Here is a 19,217-nt window from a genome sequence, read left to right on the forward strand (position 1 = left end):
CCTCTTGTTTAGCTAAAAAATGAACTAAAAACGGTATTTATATGCCTGAATGTTGTCAAAAATTTCAGTTGTGATGTCACAGTAACTGCTTGCACCAGGCAATAAAGCGAGTAAACGTTCAGAAGTTTTGCTTGGATTAAACGCATCTTCCTTCAATTTATTCTTTTGGTACTTAAAAGTACCTGTAGTTTCAACTTTAGCTTGTATACGTAAAAACACTGGTACCGCATAAGCAGGTAAGCATTTTTTAAATACAGTCACCATTTCTGTTAAGTCAGTGTCATTTAATTCAGCACCATCAGCAAGCGTGATTGCTGCCATACCTGCACGACCATTAGTATTTGGAATTTCTACACCATAAACCACAGCTTCAGCGATCTTGTCATATTCACACACCATGTTTTCAACTTCGGTGGTAGATACATTTTCGCCTTTCCAGCGGAAGGTATCACCTAAGCGGTCAACAAACTGAGCGTGACGGAAACCAATATTACGAACAAGATCACCTGTGTTGAAATATGAGTCACCTTTTTTAAAGACATCTTGCATAATCACAGATTTGTTCTTTTCTGGGTCAGTATAGCCATCAAATGGAGAGCGACTGGTAATTTTACCTACCAATAAACCGACTTCGCCTGCTTTAACTTTTTTGCACCAGCCATTTTTATCGCGTACAGGCTCATTCTTTTCTTTATCAAATTGAATGACTGCATACGGCATAGGGGAGAAGCCTACGGTGTTGTCAAAGTTGAAAATATTACTAAAGCCGACATTGCCTTCACTTGAAGCATAAAGCTCTAGAACTTCTTCAACACCAAAACGCTGTTTGAATTTATCCCAGATGTTTGGACGCATGCCGTTACCAATCATTTTGGTTACACGGTGAGCACGGTCAAGCTCTGTAGTTGGAGCATCCATCAAGTAACGGCAAAGTTCGCCTACATAACCGATTGCAGACGCATTAAACTTCTGAACATCTTTCCAGAATGCACTGGTTGAATATTTACGTCGAATAGCAAGGGTAGAGCTTCCTGCAATCACACCACACCAGCAAACCACCACACCTGTTGCATGGTATAGCGGCAAAGTGACATACATCACATCATCTGGACCAAGATTTAAAATGTGGCCGTAAGTGCCGTAGGCAAGTGTCCAGCGGCTATGTTTAAAAATAACTGCTTTTGGTAAGCCCGTTGTACCCGAAGTATAAATATAAAACAGACCATCATTACCATGAACGGAATGTGTGGTCGATGGATTGAATTTCGGGAATTGATCAATTTCTATTGCAAGATTGGCATAACCTTGAGGTGCTGTTCCTGCATCTTGACGAGTAGCCTGATCTGCAAACCAGTGGAAACGGTCTTTAGGAACGTTTAAGTCTTGACGAATTTCATCAATTGCAGCACGAACTTCTTCACCTGCAATGACTGCAATTGGTTTTACAAGATTGATGCTATGAGCGAGAACTTTACCGACTTGAGATGTATTTACAAGCGCAATAGTTACCCCAATTTTAGCTAAGCCCACAATAGTGGCAATAAGCTCAGAACGGTTCTCAACCATTACGGCAATCACATCGCCTTTACGTGCGCCGAGAGATAAATAATAGTGAGAAATCTGGTTAGCCCATTCATTTAAAGCTTCGTATGAGTAACTTTGATCTTCAAATAATAAAGCAATACCTTTCGGATTCCGCTTAACAGCTTTCTCAAAAGCTACACCTAATCCAGTTGGTGTATTTGCTGTTCTTAAATAAGCCTGTTTAAGACCATTCAGGATATGGGGTACTTTGGGAATGAAGCTAGGAAGTCTGGTGGCAACATCCCCAAGCGTAATGATATCGGTCTGTGTTGTCTGGCTCATATCAATCCTATTTATTTTTCGATCAATCCAAAAAAGGTTGCGTTGGCAAAAGTACAGTATTTTTCATGGTTCACCATGCTTTTAAAACTTTTCTTCTAGTGCAATCAACCTAATTGGCTAAAAATAACAAAAAAAACCTAGTCATCGAAATGACTAGGTTTGTTTAAATTAGCTGCAATTGAGCAAATGATTTACTCAGCTACAGGATTTGCTTTCTTTGGTGGACGACCGCGAGGGCGACGAGGACGACTTGGTTTGTCCTTATCCGCTTTAGAATCTTCTGATTCACTCTCGGCAGGGGCTTCAGTTGGCTCTACAGCTTGTTCTGTAGCTGCTTTGGCTTTTGCAGCTGCTTTTGGCTGTTTTGCAACCGGAGCTTCTACTGCAGGTTCAGCTGGTGTCTCTTCTACATTAGCTGCTACTTCAACTTGCTGATCAAGCTCAAGCGGTTGTTGTTTTGATTCAACAGGTGCTTGTGTTTCAGTAGTAGGAGCAACAACGGCTTCTTCCACAGTCTCAGCTACAGGGGCAGCTTCTTCTGGTGCAGAATGTTGTTGTTTAACTTGCTCAAAAGCTTGTTCAGCTGCAAGTTTCGCTAAACGACGGCGTTCACGCGGATCATTAGCAACACGTGGTGTCGCTTCTTTTGGTGGCGTCAACGGAAGTACTGGCGCAGGATCTGCTTCTTGTGAAGGCTTATTGCTTGGAAGCTCGGCATCACGAGTAACAGGCTTTTTGTCTTCAGCTTCAGTTGCGACTTCAGTCACTAGAGTACTTGCGTATTGCTCTGCAAATTTTTGCAATGCACGATTGAATGTTGGGACTAAACCAAACTGTTCAATCAGTACTGTGCAGTCTTCACCGTAAACATGACGGATCAAGCTACCAATTGTATATTGCGCCAACGTTGGAATTTGCGATGGGGCAATTGATGGTGCAGCAGCTTTAGCACGTTTTGCATTGCGTTGTTCACGGCGACGCATACGAGGATCATTACTTGCACGTTGAACTTGCGGTTGAGTTTTCTCAGCTTTTGGTTGAGGAGCTTCTGCTTCAGCAGTTACCGTCTCTTCCACTGCCACAACTGGTGCTGGAACTGATTCTTGAGTAGCTTCAACAACAGGTGCTTTTTCAGTGCGTTCAACAGGTTGCTCAGGCGTTAAAGCAATAATTTCGCTTTGTGCTTGATCAACATTGATGACTAAGGCTGTATTCATGACTTCATGCTGTGGAGCATCAATCAAATCAACCTTAACTTGTTTTTCATCAACAACTGCTGGTGCCGGCGTATTTTGATTTTCATTTAATACGCTTGGATCGCGGTGGCGATTCGGGCGGTTTGGACGTTGTTGATTATTACGGTCACGACGTGGTACAGCATGTTCAGCTTGTTGCCCATCATTTTGATGTTGCGCATGCGGCTGATCTTGTTGTTGACGCTTTTGTTGACGTTTTAATTCACGTTGCTCTTGGCGTGATAACTGTACAACCTCTTCATGAACCTGTTGTTGCTGTGGTTCTTGATTGTGGTGATGTTGATGTTGTTCACGTTGCTCTTTGTGCTTACGTTTTTTGTTGTTTGGACGTTGCTGTTGTACTTTATCGTCTTTTTCAACATTCTCACGTGCTTCCTGCTTAACAGGAGATTGAGAAATATAAGCATTGTTAGATGGAGCTGAAGTAACTTCAGCAACTGCTGGTGCTACAACTTGTCCAAACTGCCCACGGCTAACAGCGCCAGTATTCACCATTTGTTCAATTGCGGCAGCAGCATTTTGTGCTGAGCGAGATTGATCAACCGTTTGAGCTTGTTTTTGCACAAAAAGGTTTTCTAACCATGCACATGGGCTTGCTGCTTTTTGAGCGCTTGCCTGAGCAGCAGGTTGAGCCGCTTGATTTGCTTTCTTTTGATTAGCTGCGTTATTGGCAGCAGGAGCAGCATGAGTATGGCCATGATCGGCTTCTTCTAAATGCCATTCAGAAGATTCATAACCTAACTCTTTTTCACTTGAACGAGTTGCTTCAGTACGTTCGTAGCTAGATGGTGCAAATCCATCTGGATTGTACTGAATTTCATAGTGAGGGGTTTCTAAGTGCGGGTGAGGTAAAACAGTCACACGAACACTAGAAGTTTGTTCTAAATAAACAAGACTATGACGTTTTTCATTGAGCAAGAATGCTGCAATTTCAACAGGTACTTCTACTTGTACTTCACCATGACGTTCACGAAGCGCGATCTCTTCTACTTTACGCATAATAGAAAGCGAAAGTGAGCGTAAGTCACGAACCATGCCTGTACCATGACAGCGTGGGCACACATAACCTGTTGCTTCTTCAAGAGATGGACGTAAGCGTTGACGGCTCATTTCCATTAAGCCAAAACGAGAAAGTTGGCCAAACTGAATACGTGCGCGATCGCTTTGAGTTGCTTCACGAAGTTTTGCCTCAACCATGCGTTGGTTGCGCTCTTTAGTCATATCGATGAAGTCGATTACAACTAAACCACCAATGTCACGAAGACGAAGTTGGCGAGCAATTTCTTCTGCTGCTTCTAAGTTAGTATTCAGCGCAGTTTCTTCAACGTCATGTCCACGAGTCGATTTCGCAGAGTTAATATCGATTGAAACTAAAGCTTCAGTCTGGTCAATCACAATTGAACCGCCAGAAGGAAGTTTTACTTCACGTTCATAAGCAGTTTGAATTTGACTTTCAATACCAAAATGAGCAAACAATGGCTCGTTTAAAGTATAAGTTTTAAGTTTGTCTAATTGACGAGGCATCACTGCTTTAACAAAGTTATAAGCTTCGTTATAAGCCTGTTCGCTATCAATTAAAATTTCTGCAACATCATCACGTAAATAATCACGGATAGCACGAGTAACAACACCAGCTTCTTGATGAACCAGCATTGGAGAAGGACCAGAGCTCGCTGTGCCTTGGATTTGTGCCCAAAGGTCAAGCAAATGCTGTAAGTCTAACTGTAATTCTTCTTGGGTACGGCCAATACCAGCGGTACGTACAATAACGCTCATACCACGCGGTAAATTTAAAGAAGCTAGAATTTCTTTTAACTCTTCACGTACAGAACCTGAAATTTGACGACTAATACCGCCACCTTTCGGGTTGTTTGGCATAAGAACCAAATAACGTCCTGCAAGTGAAATAAATGTAGAAAGGGCTGCACCTTTATTGCCACGTTCTTCTTTTTCGACTTGAACAAGTAATTCGGTACCTTCAGTGATAAGTTCACGAATATTTGAAGTTTGTCGTGGGTCTGCTTGGAAATAACTGTTAGCAATTTCGCGCATAGACAAGAAGCCTTGACGGCCTGCGCCGTATTCAACAAAAACAGCTTCTAAAGAGGGTTCTACGCGGGTTACATGGCCTTTATAGATATTGGATTTTTTCTGTTCTCGGGTACGATTCTCTAAATCAAAATCGTAAAGACGATTACCAGTGATAAGTGCAACGCGGACTTCTTCTGCGTGAGTTGCATTAATCAACATACGTTTCATGGGTGTGACACCTAATAGTGACCCACACAAACATATCGCACAAACTTAAAGGTTCTGAACGAACATCGAACATGACGGATCATTTCCCAGATCTCAAAATATTTGTGGTCTGAGTCATCTGTTACCGGCTACATTTAGCCTTAGCTTCGATTCTCGTCTGTGATGTAGGCAATACTGCTTCAACCTTTAAATCGGACTTCCTTAGTGCTTCACTGGCGGGTGAGCGGTGCATTGGTTAATGACTTTCACTGTCATTGGGCGCGAAGTGACTTCTTTTTGGAAGTTTGATACGGAATGCTCATCGTATCGGTGCTTTCGGCAGTTCCAATGCATCAACGCTTTAGCCTGAAGGCAACATTAAGGAGCGATTTGTCTGATGTGTATCAGTTTACGTTCCATAACCAACTAGAGTTGGTAACATATTTTTTTGAACAAACTGAATTAAACGCAACAGTTTGTCATTTTGCCGATATAATAAGCCTTCGGCGTCGGCATAATTCTTTAGGACCAATCCGAGCTGGTGATGAAAGCATCATTTTGATTGAGGTTTCAATCAGGGAAATTCCCTATTAGATGTTCACTTACGGCGGTATCCGTGCGCTGACTATATCAAACCTTGCAGCATCTGCCTATGGGCTAAGCTTAGATTTCTTGTGAAAAAACTAAGCTAATCGGTCATTTATTAATCAAATTTAGCAAAATTTCAGGTTTAAATATTAGTATGAATTCTACACAGCAATGGCAAAGTGTCACTTGGTTTGAGGTGGATGAACATCAAGCAGGACAGCGAATTGATAATTTCCTGTTTTCGCGTTTAAAGGGTGTACCTAAGAGTCGTATTTATCGTTTGATTCGTGAAGGTCAGGTTCGAATAAACAAAAAACGTATTAAAGCTGAGACCAAATTAGAGATTGGAGATCAGATTCGTGTTGCACCTATTCGCTATGAACAAAAGGATGAAACCGCTGCTCCTGTAAGTGACAGTGTAGCACAGAGCCTACTCAGCCGTGTGGTCTATGAAGATGAAGGACTGTTAGTCATCAATAAACCATCAGGTATTGCTGTACATGGTGGTAGTGGTGTGGCGTATGGTTTGATTGAGGCTTTACGCGCCGCGACAGGTAAAAAATATTTAGAACTGATTCACCGCATTGACCGTGATACCTCTGGGCTGGTCATGATTAGCAAGAAACGTAGTACTTTAAAGCTGCTACAAGATATGTTGCGTGAGCACAAAATTCGTAAGACTTATGCGGCAATTGTAAAAGGTCAGGTGAGTCTCGATAAACAACTCATTGATGCTCCTTTATTTCGTTATGAGTTAGCCAATGGCGAGCGTCGTGTACGTGTATCTAAAGAAGGTAAGCCAAGTAAAACCGAATGGGTGGTTGCAGAGCGTTTTAAAAATGCCACTTTGGTGCATGCATCGCCGCTATCAGGCCGTACTCATCAAATTCGTGTCCATGGTTTAAGTATTGGACATCCGTTGTTGGGTGATGATAAATATGGACACACCACTGAGTACGCAGGTCCGCAGGCACGACGTTTATGTTTACACGCGATGCGTTTAGATATTCCGGGTTATCCACCGATTGAAGCGCCGTTACCAGAAGACATGACCCAGTTATTAAAGACTTTGAGAGTAGCAAAATGAGTCTGAAAACCGAATTAGTAATTTTTGATTGGGATGGAACTTTATATAACTCTGTTGGCCAGATTGTTGCGAGCTTACAACATGCAGCAGAGCAACATGAACTGCCTCTAAGCGATGAAGCTGCAAAAAGTATTATCGGTTTAGGCTTGCCTGAGGTGATGCAGACCTTATTTCCAGAAGTGCCAGAATTGCATGACTCGATCTTAAAGGCATATGGTGATCACTATATCGCGAACTCGACTAGTGATGCATGGTTTGAGGGTATTTCTGAACTACTCCATGATTTAAAAGCCCAAGGTTTAAAACTTGCCGTAGCGACGGGTAAAAACCGTCGTGGGTTAGACCGTGTAATCGCAAAAACACAGAGTACTCATCTTTTTGATGTAACTCGGGCAGCCAACGAGACGCGTTCAAAACCAGATCCGCTCATGCTGCAAGAAATCTTAACAGTCACTGGTGTGAATGTTGAGCAAGCAGTCATGATTGGTGACAGCAGCTATGATCTTGAGATGGCACAGCGTTTAGGGATGCCGCGTATCGGAGTAGGCTATGGCGTACATTCGGTTGAAGTTCTACAAAAGTTCCAACCTTTAACGATTGCTAAAAATGTACAAGAGCTTCACAGCTTTTTGAGAGGGTATGCTCAGTTACCTACTGTAGATGTCGCTTAAATTGAAATAGTATTAAAGAGGGAATACGTTCCCTCTTTTTTTAAGCTGAATAACAAAACAATAAGAAGAGAAAAATGAGCCGTTCAATTCGTCTATTAAATCTTTTACAACAGCTCCGTGAAGCCCGTTACCCAATCACAGCACAAGTCTTGGCTGAAAGCCTAAATATTAGTGTTCGAAGTGTCTATCGAGATATTGATAGCTTACGTGAGCAAGGTGTAAGAATTGATGCCTCAGCAGGCTTAGGTTTTCAGCTTAAAGAAGACATTGTATTGCCGCCAATGACACTCAATGAAAATGAAGTTGAAGCTATTTTTCTGGCATTGTATTGGTTAAAGAGTGTGCCTGATCAATCCTTACAATCGGCATCTACATCGATCTTAGCTAAATTGAATTCGGTTTTGCCTGAACATCGCCAATATTTGTTACAGCAAACGACTCTAAGAGCTTTTAACACATGGCTACCTGTGGATGAAAATCAAGTCGAACAAGTGCGCTTAGCGATTCGGCAGCAAGTCAAAATTTCGTTGCATTATCATGATGAGCAGCAACGAAGTAGTGTTCGAACTTTGTGGCCTTTTGCCTTGGGATATTTTAATGACAAAATTGTGTTGGCTGCATGGTGTGAGCTAAGACAAGACTTTCGACATTTTAGAATCGATCGCATTCAACAGTTGAGTTTAACTCAAGAATTATACCCATCATTTAAGCAACAACTATTTCAGCAATGGTGGGCACAGGAATCGAAGATTACTGACAAAAACTGACAAAAGTTATTTGTAAACTAGGAACTACGATAAACAAGGAGCAATAAGAATGAGCCTTAAACTTTATACTAACAAAGAGTCACGTGGTGTAGTTATTGACTGGCTTTTGGTCGAGTTGGGTGTTGAATGTGAACGAATTGAAGTCGCATATAAGACCGAGATGAAGTCGCCTGAATATCTAAAACTTAATCCTTTTGGAAAAGTACCGGTATTGGTAGATGGCGATGTGGTTATTTATGAGTTGGGTGCAATCTGTGCATATCTAGCCGACAAGTTTAGTGATAAAGGTTTGGCACCAGCCTTGAATGATCCGAAACGTGGTTTGTACTACCGTTGGTTATTTGTGATGGCGGGCCCTTGGGAAGCTGCGGGTGTTGATAAAGCTTTAGGAATAGAAGTATCACCTGAGCAAAAAATGTTTGTTGGCTATGGCGATTACAACGATGCTTATCAAGCTTTAGTTCAGGGATTGAGTGAAGCGAATCCGTATGTATGTGGTGAGCAATTTACCGCAGCAGATGTAAGTGTTGGAGCAATGCTTTTATGGCAGTTAAAAATGAATGCGATTGAGTCACATCCTGCTATTACCCGTTATGTTGAAACGATCAAACAGCGTGAAGGCTTAAAACAAAGTACTATGGGGCAACTGCTGTAAACCTAATATTCTTAAAAGTCACCCAAAGGGGTGGCTTTTTTGTTTTCAAATAAAGGTTTTAATTGGTAAGAAAACCAGCAGCAACGTTAATGCAGATCGCTAAAATGGTGGTATTAAATCCAAAAGACAACACAGCGTGAAATAAGTTTAAAAGACGCATGTGCTTGGTGGTAATTGACACATCCGCAGTTTGAGCAGAAGTACCAATAATATAACTAAAATATAGAAAATCAGGATAAGTTGGCTGCTTTGTGCCAGGGAAATCTAACCCTCCATTTTCTTCATTTCTAGATAAAGCTATATAAAAATCATGAGCATAATGTAGAGCAAAAACGGTATGCATAAAAAGCCATGCAGACACAATGGTGAGTAAAGCTAAAGCCACATGACCTAACTTTGCAGAACTGTCGGAAGGGAGTTGTGACAGTTGAATTAGAATAGCAACCAAACACATGATTAATGCTAATAAAACAATCAGCATAATGACCCATTTGCTTTCATCTTGTTTTTTAGCTTGCTGTTGCATTTGTGAATGGTCGGCACTTTTCATGAGTTGCCAAACATGTAGTAAATATATGCTAACGGAAGCATTCCAGCTGACTAATAAAATAGTTGACCACTTCCATGATGTTAACCATGTCAAAATACCAGCTGTGACAATACCTATGAATAAAGCAATAAAGAAATGCGGGCGGTTTTGTACACTACGTCCTAGATGTTGAAATACGCCAACCATTTTCCTAGTCTCCTTTATTACACGGGAAATATATTATTTTTTATTAAATGGTGAAAATAATATATGGTTTTATATGGATTTTATTTCAATTCTTTTCATTTATATTCATGAGATATTTAATTTTACCTATTAGATAAAATAGGATATTACCGCGGATTAAACTGTTTATAAAAAGTATAAAATAAATAAAAGGAATATTTATTTATACTTTTTTATAAAGATGATCTTATTAATCATGCGCTTAATAATAAAATTATTCGTAATAATTAAGCGTGGTTTAAGTTTTTATCTAAATGAAATACTTTAGTGAGCTGGTCAATGAATTTTTGAACGCCTAAAGACTGTGAGTTTTTACGATAGTTTACGAATAAATCAAGTGTTGGTAAGTCGACATCAAGTGGACGAACTATCGTGTTTTTGATGCCTAAAGGCGCAACGTAGGCAGGTAAAATTGTACAGCCTAATCCAGAACCAAGAGAGTTAATATTGAATAATATACTGTCTGCTCTTTGAACAATATTCAGTTCAATGTTATGAGTTTTAGCGAAATCTAAAATAGTGTTATGTAAGGTTTGTGATTGCTCGGCTGCCGGGATAATAAAGTCAATACCTTGTAAGGCATGGACTGGGATTCGATCATATTGAGCAAGTGGATGATTTTTAGGAAGTAAGAAAATCAGGGGTTCAGTTAAAACAAATTGGCTTTGTATTTCATCACTATCTGTATTTTCACGAGTAAACGTAATGTCCAGCTCTCCTTTTTTTAAGGCTTTAAGCTGTTCAGTATTGTTTAAATTAGATAGTTCAATAGTAAGGTCGGGGTGTTGTAGTCGCAGATTAGGAAGTACATAAGGGAAAATTTTCATTTCTGCGATGGGAACGAAACCGATACGTAACAATTGCTGTTTAGCCTTAGAAACTTGTCGTGCCATAGCGACCGCTTTTTCAGCCTGAGCGAGAGTGAGTCGAGCATGTTCTAAAAATACTTCGCCTTCTTCTGTTAACTCAACTTTGCGTTTTGTGCGGTTTAAAAGTCGTACACCAACGTCTTCTTCTAAATCTTTAATTTGTTGGCTAAGAGAGGGCTGTGCGGTAAAAAGTTTAAGAGCGGCTTTACTAAAATTTAATTCTTCAGCAACGGTAATGAAATATCGGAGATGGCGTAGTTCCATAAGACTAATCCAAAAAATGTCTTACTATGATTTAAGTGAAGTATAAAGCATAAATAGATATAGCGTGAAGGTGATTTAGGTATTTATAAAATAAATGGAATTTTAATTTTCATTAAAGATTTAATATGGGAATATAAGCTCAAATAATTCATAAAATATATTAATAATTAAATAATAAATACATTATTTATAATTAATCAAAGAATTTTCTAAAGGATTTAAATATTCATTTAAGAAATTCTCATATTATGCAAAAACTAGAATAATAAAATAAATTTATAACCTATAGGTCGCTAAGATCTACTCAAATCTAATTGTTACTAAATATATTGTTTTCATTGCACAAAAGAATCCTAACGTAAAAATTATAGGCGACAAAGATGAAATAGATAGGTTCTATAGCGGCTTTCGGCATCTTCTAATTGTTATGTTATACAAGAAGTCTTAGCAAGAATGGTAATTACTGACGCATAAACTCAACACATCTAAGTGCTTTTTATGGCACTCTAATTTAACTTAGGTTGGCTATGACCACGATAAAATGGATATTTATATGATAAATAAGTGTAAGTGCCATAGCTTAATTTGTTTTAATCGTTAAGATAGAAACCTGATCACATCCATTCTGCTGATGCTAAAACATAGAAAAGCCCATGAAAGACAAGCCGACATTAACATATCAATTGCCGACTCAGTCCTGTTGGACGCATACATGGATAAAACCTCCTTTTTGTCATCCCGAGTCTGGGCATGAAACGGATACACGTTTTTATAATCAACAGCCTAAGTCACCTGCTCGTGGCTCAAAAGAGTTATTGCGTTGGTTAGTTACGCGTGAGTCTTTTACATGGAAAGTGGATATTCAAAATGAATATGAAACTCGTGTAAATACGGCTGTAGCTTTGCCGCAAAATCGACCTCAGGCAGATCTGGATGATTGGCAAGTCTGGTTCGTTGGGCATGCAACGGTATTGGTTCAGATTGGCCCTTATAACTTTATTACCGACCCAGTGTGGTGTGATTATGCAAGTCCTTCACAAGGGCGTGGCCCACGCCGTGTATGCCCGGCAGGTTTTGCACTAGAACAATTACCGACGATTCATGGAGTTTTGCTCAGCCATAATCATTATGATCATATGGACTTGGCGACACTTGAATGGCTACATAAAAAATTCGCAATGCCAATTTACACTGGACTCGGGAATGGTTTTTATCTACCTAAAGAGTTTCATGTCATTGAGATGAATTGGTGGCAAGAAATTCCCTATCACGAATTAAGAATAATCTATACACCTGCACAGCATGGTTCAGGTCGTGGTTTACGCGACCAGAATAAGGCACTTTGGGGCGGCTTTTCGGTCGTGGCTAAAACAGGTCATTGTTTCTTTGCGGGTGATACCGGTTATGCGGGTCATTTTAAGCAAATACATGCCCGTTATGGCGCACCGCGAGTTGCCTTACTTCCAATAGGTGCGTATGAGCCACGTGAACTGATGAGCTATGTTCATATGAACCCGCAAGATGCGCTACATGCGCACTTCGATTTACAGGCTCATCGTTCTATTGCGATTCATTATCGAACTTTCCAGTTGACTGATGAAGACCGAGAAGACCCAGAGCATGCTCTAGCGCAGGCAATTAAAGCTTCTTCAAAGCTTGCAAATCCTTTTTATTGCATTCGGGAAGGACACAAACTGACTGTTTAAAAAACGATGCTTGATATTAAAAAAGCCAGTTCAAATTGAACTGGCTTTTTACTATTTTGACTTAAATTAAGCTAAGTCAAAACGGTCAAGATTCATGACTTTAGTCCATGCAGCAACAAAGTCTTGAACAAATTTTTCTTTACCATCTACCTGAGCATAAACTTCGGCTAATGCACGTAAGATTGAGTTTGAACCGAAGACTAAATCATTACGTGTTGCGGTAAATTTTACTGCGCCTGTTTTACGATCTTTACCTTCAAATACTTCGCTTGTTGAGTCAACAGGTGCCCATACAGTAGACATGTCGAGTAAGTTCGTAAAGAAGTCTGTGCTAAGTACACCAACTTGCTGAGTAAATACACCGTGTTGTGAGCCATCCCAGTTGGTGCCCAGTACACGTAAGCCACCAATCAATGCAGTTAACTCTGGTGCAGTCAAAGTCAGTTGTTGTGCTTTATCAATTAATAATGCCTCAGTTGTTGCGCTGACACCCTCTTTTTTCCAGTTTCTAAAACCATCGGCAAGGCCAAGGAGTAATTGGAAAGATTCGACATCAGTTTGACTTTGTAATGCATCAACACGACCAGGAGCAAATGGAACGCTAATATTGAAACCAGCCGCTTGAGCAGCTTGCTCTACACCAACGTTACCTGCAAGCACGATTAAGTCAGCTAATGACAGTTGAGTTGAGGCTTTGAGTTCTTCAATTTTAGTTAAAGTCTCAACTGCTTTTTTATTTACGTCCCATTCGCGTTGTGGCGATAACGCAATACGTGCGCCGTTTGCACCGCCACGCTTGTCTCCACCACGGAACGTGGATGCCGAAGCCCAACCAAGGGAAACTAGCTCACCAGCAGATAGTCCTAATGCAACAATTTTTGCTTTTGCATCATCTATGCTAGCAGCAGACGGTATAGCGCTGGCAGCAGGTAATGGGTCTTGCCAAATTAAATCTTCAGCCGGAACTTCAGGACCTAAATAACGTGCTTTTGGTCCCATATCACGGTGAGTTAATTTGAACCATGCACGGGCAAAGGTATTGGCAAAGGCTTGTGGATCGTTAAGGAAACGACGAGAGATCTTTTCAAACTCAGGATCAAAACGTAAGGTCAAATCTGTAGTAAGCATTGTTGGCTTACGTTTAACCGATGGGTCGAATGGATCTGGAATGATCGCCTCAGCATCTGCTGCTACCCATTGAATTGCACCAGCAGGTGAGCGCTCTTGTACCCACTCGTATTTGAATAGGTTTTCAAAGAAGTAGTTGCTCCATTGTGTTGGTGTTTGCGACCAAATTACTTCTAAACCTGAAGTGATTGCATCTTTACCAACACCAGTGCCAAAACTGTTTGACCAGCCAAAGCCCATTTGTTCAATTGATGCTCCCTCAGGATCAGCCTGAACATGGTCAGCAGAGGCAGCGCCGTGAGTTTTACCTAAAGTATGACCGCCCGCGATTAAGGCAACAATTTCTTCATCATCCATTGCCATATTGCCGAAAGTCGCGCGAATAAATGGTGCAGCTGATTTAGGGTCACCGCTGGCTTGTGGGCCTTCAGGGTTTACATAAATTAGACCCATTTCGGTTGCAGCGAGATTGCTGCCTTCCAATGCTTCAGAGTTGCGATGAGCTAACCATTCTTTTTCATCGCCCCAGTTTACATCGTTGTCTGGTTCCCAAACATCTTCACGACCTGCACCAAAACCGAATGTGCGGAAACCTGAAGATTCAAGTGCGATGTTTCCAGCAAGAATAAATAAATCTGCCCATGATATTTTTTGACCATATTTTTGCTTAACTGGCCATAGCAAGCGGCGTGCTTTATCTAAGCTTGCATTGTCAGGCCAACTATTTAATGGCGCAAAACGTTGCTGACCACGACCAGCACCGCCACGGCCATCGCCCATACGATACGTACCGGCAGCATGCCATGCTAATCGAATAAACAAGCCTGTATAATTTCCCCAATCGGCTGGCCACCAATCTTGAGAATCGGTTAATACATTTTTGATATCAGCTTTGAGGGTGTAGTAGTCGAGTTTTTTAAATTCTTGACGGTAATTAAATTCTTTACCGAGTGGATTAGAGCGTTCTGAATGTTGGTTGAGTAGGTCGACGCGTAGTTGTTTTGGCCACCAGTGTAAACTAGGCGTGCCACCACCGACCGTTACCTCTGGTTTTGATTTATGGCCTGAAAAAGGGCATTTTGATTCGTCTGACATGGTTATATTCTCTCTGGGTAATAATTATTGAGCTCTTCGTAAAAATGTTAGGGCTCATTTTCCTGGACTTCTGGTTTAAAAACTCATGTTTATTAAATAAAGAAATGAGAGAACAAATGGTGAGAGAAACCGTTTAAAAGTCTTTTCACTGAGATGTCGGCCCATTATTTTTTTATTTAATAATGCATCAGATTCCTTTACTTGTTATTCCTCCAATTTACTGCATGAAGGTTAAAAAACAAGAGGAAAAATAAGATGAAACTTGTAAATAACGATGCATAGAATTACCTCTTCAATTGTTGGAACAACGTAAGATCTTTTAATAACGCTCTGTAAATATACTAGGAGTAGGAGTCTTATTTTTCAAATGGATTAAACTGTCAATATTGATTTAAAAAACCGATTGTATGTTTATTTAAAAGATTAAGATGGGGGAGCAATGGTGAGATGAAATTTTTATATTTAATTGTATTAGAAGCGAGCTCAAAGGAATAAAGGAGAGCATTGCTCTCCTTTATTGTTTATATATTAAACGTTTACGATTCGATTCGATTTCACCATATCAGCTAAACCGTGGGTTTTAAAATAGTACTCAAGCCAACTTTTCACGATGAGTGGATTATTCATTTTCATGACATCATCCAGCAATTTTTGTGCATCTGTCATAGGGACATGACAAATTGCTTTTCTTACTCGCAAAATGTTACTCGAACTCATCGAAAGGGTATTAAAGCCCATTGCCATGAGCAGAATTGCTGATAATGGATCACCTGCCATTTCACCACAAATACTGATAGGTTTTTTGTATTCATGACATTCTTTAACTAAGCGGGTTAGCGCACGTAGAATGGATGGGTGAAAGTGTGAGTAAACGTTTGCTACATGTGGATTATTACGGTCAACTGCAAGTAAATACTGGGTTAAGTCATTTGAACCGACCGAGAAGAAATCGACGAGTTCGGCAAACTCATCAATTTGTAGCAGTACGCTCGGCACCTCAACCATAATTCCAATTTTTGGTTTGGTAATTTTAACTTGCTCTTCTTCTTGCACTGCAATCCAGTCACGCTCAAGTAAATAAAGTACTTCTTCGACTTCACTGACTGTAGTGACCATTGGCAATAAAATATGCAAATTATTTAAACCAATACTGGCTTTGAGCATGGCGCGAATTTGTGAAGAAAAAATCTCGGGATGATCAAGCGTGAAACGAATACCTCGCCAGCCTAATGCCGAGTTTTCTTCTTCAATACTGAAATACGGCAAGTCTTTATCAGCACCAATATCCAGAGTTCGCATCACCACAGGTTTGTTGGCGAAATGGCTCAACTGTTGACGGTAGATTGCGCGTTGTTCTTCTTCACCCGGGAAACGTTCCCGTAACATGAACGGAATTTCACTTCGGTATAGACCTACGCCTTGAGCGCCACGTTGTACTCCGCGTACTACGTCAATCATGAGGCCTGTATTCACATAGAGCTGAACAGACACACCATCTGGAGTAATCGCTTCTTTGGTCTCGTATTGTTTGAGATCTTTTGCGATTTGTTCATCTTCTTTTTGGATTTCTTTATAGCGTTGACGTAAACGACGTGGAGGGTTTACAAAAACACGGCCTTGATAGGCATCCACAATCATTTCTGCATCATCAAGTGTGTTAACTGGCAGTTCAGTTACACCAACTACAGTGGGAATACCTAATGCACGAGCCACAATCACCATATGTGAGTTGGCTGCACCTTCGGATGTCACAATCGCTGCAATATTGTCTACTGGCAACTCAACGAGAGCAGCAGTACTAATTTCTTCACCAATTAAAATACTGTCTGGACTCAGGTCACGATGGCTAGAGTCTTCTTCTTGCAAAGAAGCTAAAATACGTCGCCCTAAATCTTTAAGATCAGAAACTCGCTCACGAAGATAGTCGTCTTCCATTTGTGCAAAAAGGGCAGTGTGTTTTTCAATGACACGACGTACTGCACCTTGTGCCCAATGTCCATCACGAATGAGTTCTTTAATTTCTGCTGGCAATGCATTTTCATCTAGCATTCTTAAGAAAACACTAAATAAAGCGCGCTCTTCGGCCATGAGTGAATCATGCATTTTTTCATCCAGAGAACGAATCTCTGAACGTACTGATGAAATGGCTTGATCTAAAATTCGAAGTTCATCGCTAATATCTTCTGCTTCACGATCAGGCACAGAACCCAAATCGGCAGGTGGATATAAAATAATAGCGCGACCTAAGGCAACACCGCCTGCACCTGAAGCGCCTTGAAAGGTTTTGTAGGCAGGTCCATTACTCGGCTTACGAAATACGTCAATATTACCTACTGCATGAGCATGAGCAATAACGCCAGAAAGCTGAGCACACAGCGTAACTAAAAAGGACTCGGCAGCTTCACTAAAATCTTGAGGAAGTTTATTTTGGACAACCAAAACGCCCATAACCTTACGACGATACATGACCGGTACGCCGAGGAAAGAGTTATAAATTTCTTCGCCTGTTTCAGGTAAATACAAGAAACGCTCATGTTTTGGCGCATTGTCAAGGTTAACGATTTCTTCGCGTTGCCCGACCAGACCAACCAAGCCTTCACCGAGTTGCAAAGAAACATGGCCTACAGATTCTGGATTTAAGCCTTTAGAGGCCATTAATACATAGCGCTGATTGCGTTCATCGAGTAAATAAATAGAGCAAACATCCACTTTCATGGCCTCAGCAACCTGATTAACCATGATGTCTAATGATTCATGCAAACTGACGGACGCATTAACCTCTTGGACAATGCGCCGTAGAGTGTCGAGTTGCATGTTTGACATGGATGTATACTCCAGTATTTTTTTAGACTATGAATGTATTTATAACAGCACTTTTAATAAAAATCATTTGCTAGATAAATGATTTTTAGGGTAATTGTTGCATCGGCAACTGTGTACACAACTCCACCATGGCTTTACGATAAACATCACGCTTGAAGTTCACCACTTGTCCAAGAGGATACCAATAGCTAACCCACTGCCATTCATCGAATTCGGGCGGGTCGGAAAGGTTTAACTGAATATTTTTTGCAGGCGCAGTTAACTTCAGTAAAAACCATTTTTGTTTCTGTCCGATACATACGGGGTCAGAGTCTGACCGAATGTACCGATGTGGCAAACGATAACGCAGCCATCCTTTGGTTTGCGCAATAATCTGGACATGTTCGGGCAATAAGCCGATTTCTTCTCTCAGTTCTCGAAAAAGTGCCTGTTCAGGGGTTTCTCCAAACTGGATGCCTCCTTGTGGAAATTGCCAAGCATTGTGACCAATGCGCTTTGCCCATAAAACCTGTCCATCATCGTTTGCCAAAATGATCCCGACATTCGGTCGGAAACCTTCTGAGTCGATCATTTGGCTACCTAAATATTGTCTATATCGTTGACTTTAATCGCGGGGACAAACACTTTTTTATGTCCAGCTCGAAAAGATCAAAGTAAAATGTTTAAATTGCTACGATCTTAACGAATTTCTATCGACTAGCGGAGATAGATTTACATTTTTTTTCTTAAATTTCAGTTTAAACGAGAATTTTCATGAAACTGGCGTTGTTTGATTTAGACCATACCTTGTTAAATACCGATTCAGACCATTCTTGGGGTGAATTTTTAGTCAATGAAGGTTTGGTTGATCCGGTTCATCATCGTCAGATGAATGATAAATTTTATGAAGATTACAAAGCAGGGCAACTTGACCCATATGCTTATAATGAATTTGTTTTCGGATTTTTAACGCAGCATGACAATGACTACTTAACTGAGCTCCACCAATTGTTCATGCAAAAAGTCATTCGTCCGCAAATGCGTCCAAAAGGTTTTGACGCAATCAAAAAACATCAAGATTTAGGCCATACCATTGTGGGTATTACGGCAACAAGTGATTTTATTACTGCACCGATTTTTCGTGAATTTGGGATTACCGAAATTTTAGCAACCAATGCTGAAGTGGCTGATGGAAAATATACAGGTAAAGTTGCTGGTTTAGCGTGTTATCAAAAAGGCAAACTTGCACGTCTAGATGCATGGTTAGAAGGTCGTAACGTGTCTGAGTCTTGGGCGTATTCCGATTCAATTAATGACCGTTTTTTACTTGAATATGCAACTCATGCGATTGCAGTAAACCCTGATGATCGTCTTGAAAAGCTGGCCCAAGAACACAATTGGGACATTCAGGACTGGTCGATTTAATATTATGGAGTTGGAAGAACAGTTT

The 19,217-nt window shown here is 40.6% G+C and carries 13 protein-coding genes; 6 read left to right on the forward strand and 7 right to left on the reverse strand.

Features of this window, described 5'->3' with window-relative positions; translation table 11 throughout:
* Window positions 1–24 precede the first annotated feature (24 nt).
* The gene (locus AW165_RS05865) at window positions 25–1,866 is read right to left on the reverse strand and encodes a long-chain-acyl-CoA synthetase (protein ID WP_032056264.1); all 1,842 of its coding nucleotides are present in this window, start codon (window positions 1,864–1,866) and stop codon (window positions 25–27) included.
* A 191-nt stretch (window positions 1,867–2,057) separates the two neighbouring features.
* Window positions 2,058–5,381 carry an Rne/Rng family ribonuclease gene (locus AW165_RS05870; protein WP_060465228.1) on the reverse strand — a complete coding sequence of 1,108 codons (3,324 nt, stop codon included), beginning with the start codon at window positions 5,379–5,381 and terminating at the stop codon, window positions 2,058–2,060.
* A 721-nt stretch (window positions 5,382–6,102) separates the two neighbouring features.
* Between AW165_RS05870 and AW165_RS05875 the strand changes: the two genes are divergently transcribed.
* From AW165_RS05875 to AW165_RS05890, 4 genes are all read left to right on the forward strand, one after another.
* On the forward strand, window positions 6,103–7,035 hold the full coding sequence (locus AW165_RS05875; RefSeq protein WP_060465229.1) for an RluA family pseudouridine synthase: 933 nt from the start codon (window positions 6,103–6,105) through the stop codon (window positions 7,033–7,035).
* The gene (locus tag AW165_RS05880; RefSeq protein WP_060465230.1) at window positions 7,032–7,706 is read left to right on the forward strand and encodes an HAD-IA family hydrolase; all 675 of its coding nucleotides are present in this window, start codon (window positions 7,032–7,034) and stop codon (window positions 7,704–7,706) included. Before AW165_RS05875 ends, AW165_RS05880 begins: the two co-directional genes overlap by 4 nt.
* Before the next feature lie 74 nt (window positions 7,707–7,780).
* On the forward strand, window positions 7,781–8,473 hold the full coding sequence (locus AW165_RS05885; RefSeq protein WP_060465231.1) for a helix-turn-helix transcriptional regulator: 693 nt from the start codon (window positions 7,781–7,783) through the stop codon (window positions 8,471–8,473).
* Between the two features lie 49 nt (window positions 8,474–8,522).
* The gene (locus AW165_RS05890; protein ID WP_005079230.1) at window positions 8,523–9,128 is read left to right on the forward strand and encodes a glutathione S-transferase family protein; all 606 of its coding nucleotides are present in this window, start codon (window positions 8,523–8,525) and stop codon (window positions 9,126–9,128) included.
* Window positions 9,129–9,186: 58 nt separating this feature from the next.
* On the opposite strand, the gene AW165_RS05895 is transcribed toward AW165_RS05890, so the two are convergent.
* Window positions 9,187–9,864 carry a DUF1345 domain-containing protein gene (locus AW165_RS05895; RefSeq protein ID WP_005066012.1) on the reverse strand — a complete coding sequence of 226 codons (678 nt, stop codon included), beginning with the start codon at window positions 9,862–9,864 and terminating at the stop codon, window positions 9,187–9,189.
* 266 nt (window positions 9,865–10,130) lie between these two features.
* Entirely contained in the window at window positions 10,131–11,036 is a 906-nt protein-coding gene (gene hcaR, locus AW165_RS05900; protein ID WP_002115024.1) for a DNA-binding transcriptional regulator HcaR, read from the reverse strand.
* A 653-nt stretch (window positions 11,037–11,689) separates the two neighbouring features.
* Between hcaR and AW165_RS05905 the strand changes: the two genes are divergently transcribed.
* Complete coding sequence (locus tag AW165_RS05905; RefSeq protein WP_014208279.1) at window positions 11,690–12,742, forward strand: MBL fold metallo-hydrolase; 1,053 nt, start codon at window positions 11,690–11,692, stop codon at window positions 12,740–12,742.
* A gap of 66 nt (window positions 12,743–12,808) precedes the next feature.
* Here the strand turns inward: AW165_RS05905 and katG are convergent, their stop codons facing one another.
* The 3 genes from katG to AW165_RS05920 all read right to left on the reverse strand — a co-directional run bounded on the left by katG (window position 12,809) and on the right by AW165_RS05920 (window position 18,359).
* Window positions 12,809–14,965 carry a catalase/peroxidase HPI gene (gene katG, locus AW165_RS05910; protein WP_060465232.1) on the reverse strand — a complete coding sequence of 719 codons (2,157 nt, stop codon included), beginning with the start codon at window positions 14,963–14,965 and terminating at the stop codon, window positions 12,809–12,811.
* 528 nt (window positions 14,966–15,493) lie between these two features.
* Window positions 15,494–17,788, reverse strand: coding sequence for a phosphoenolpyruvate--protein phosphotransferase (gene ptsP / locus AW165_RS05915; protein WP_005066019.1), 2,295 nt, complete (start codon window positions 17,786–17,788; stop codon window positions 15,494–15,496).
* A gap of 85 nt (window positions 17,789–17,873) precedes the next feature.
* On the reverse strand, window positions 17,874–18,359 hold the full coding sequence (locus AW165_RS05920) for an RNA pyrophosphohydrolase (RefSeq protein WP_000567255.1): 486 nt from the start codon (window positions 18,357–18,359) through the stop codon (window positions 17,874–17,876).
* A gap of 182 nt (window positions 18,360–18,541) precedes the next feature.
* Between AW165_RS05920 and AW165_RS05925 the strand changes: the two genes are divergently transcribed.
* Window positions 18,542–19,192: an HAD family hydrolase gene (locus AW165_RS05925; RefSeq protein WP_002115098.1), complete on the forward strand. Its 651-nt coding sequence runs from the start codon at window positions 18,542–18,544 to the stop codon at window positions 19,190–19,192.
* Window positions 19,193–19,217: the final 25 nt, after the last annotated feature.

It is taken from the genome of Acinetobacter sp. LMB-5 (assembly GCF_001541635.1).
GTDB lineage: Bacteria > Pseudomonadota > Gammaproteobacteria > Pseudomonadales > Moraxellaceae > Acinetobacter > Acinetobacter pittii.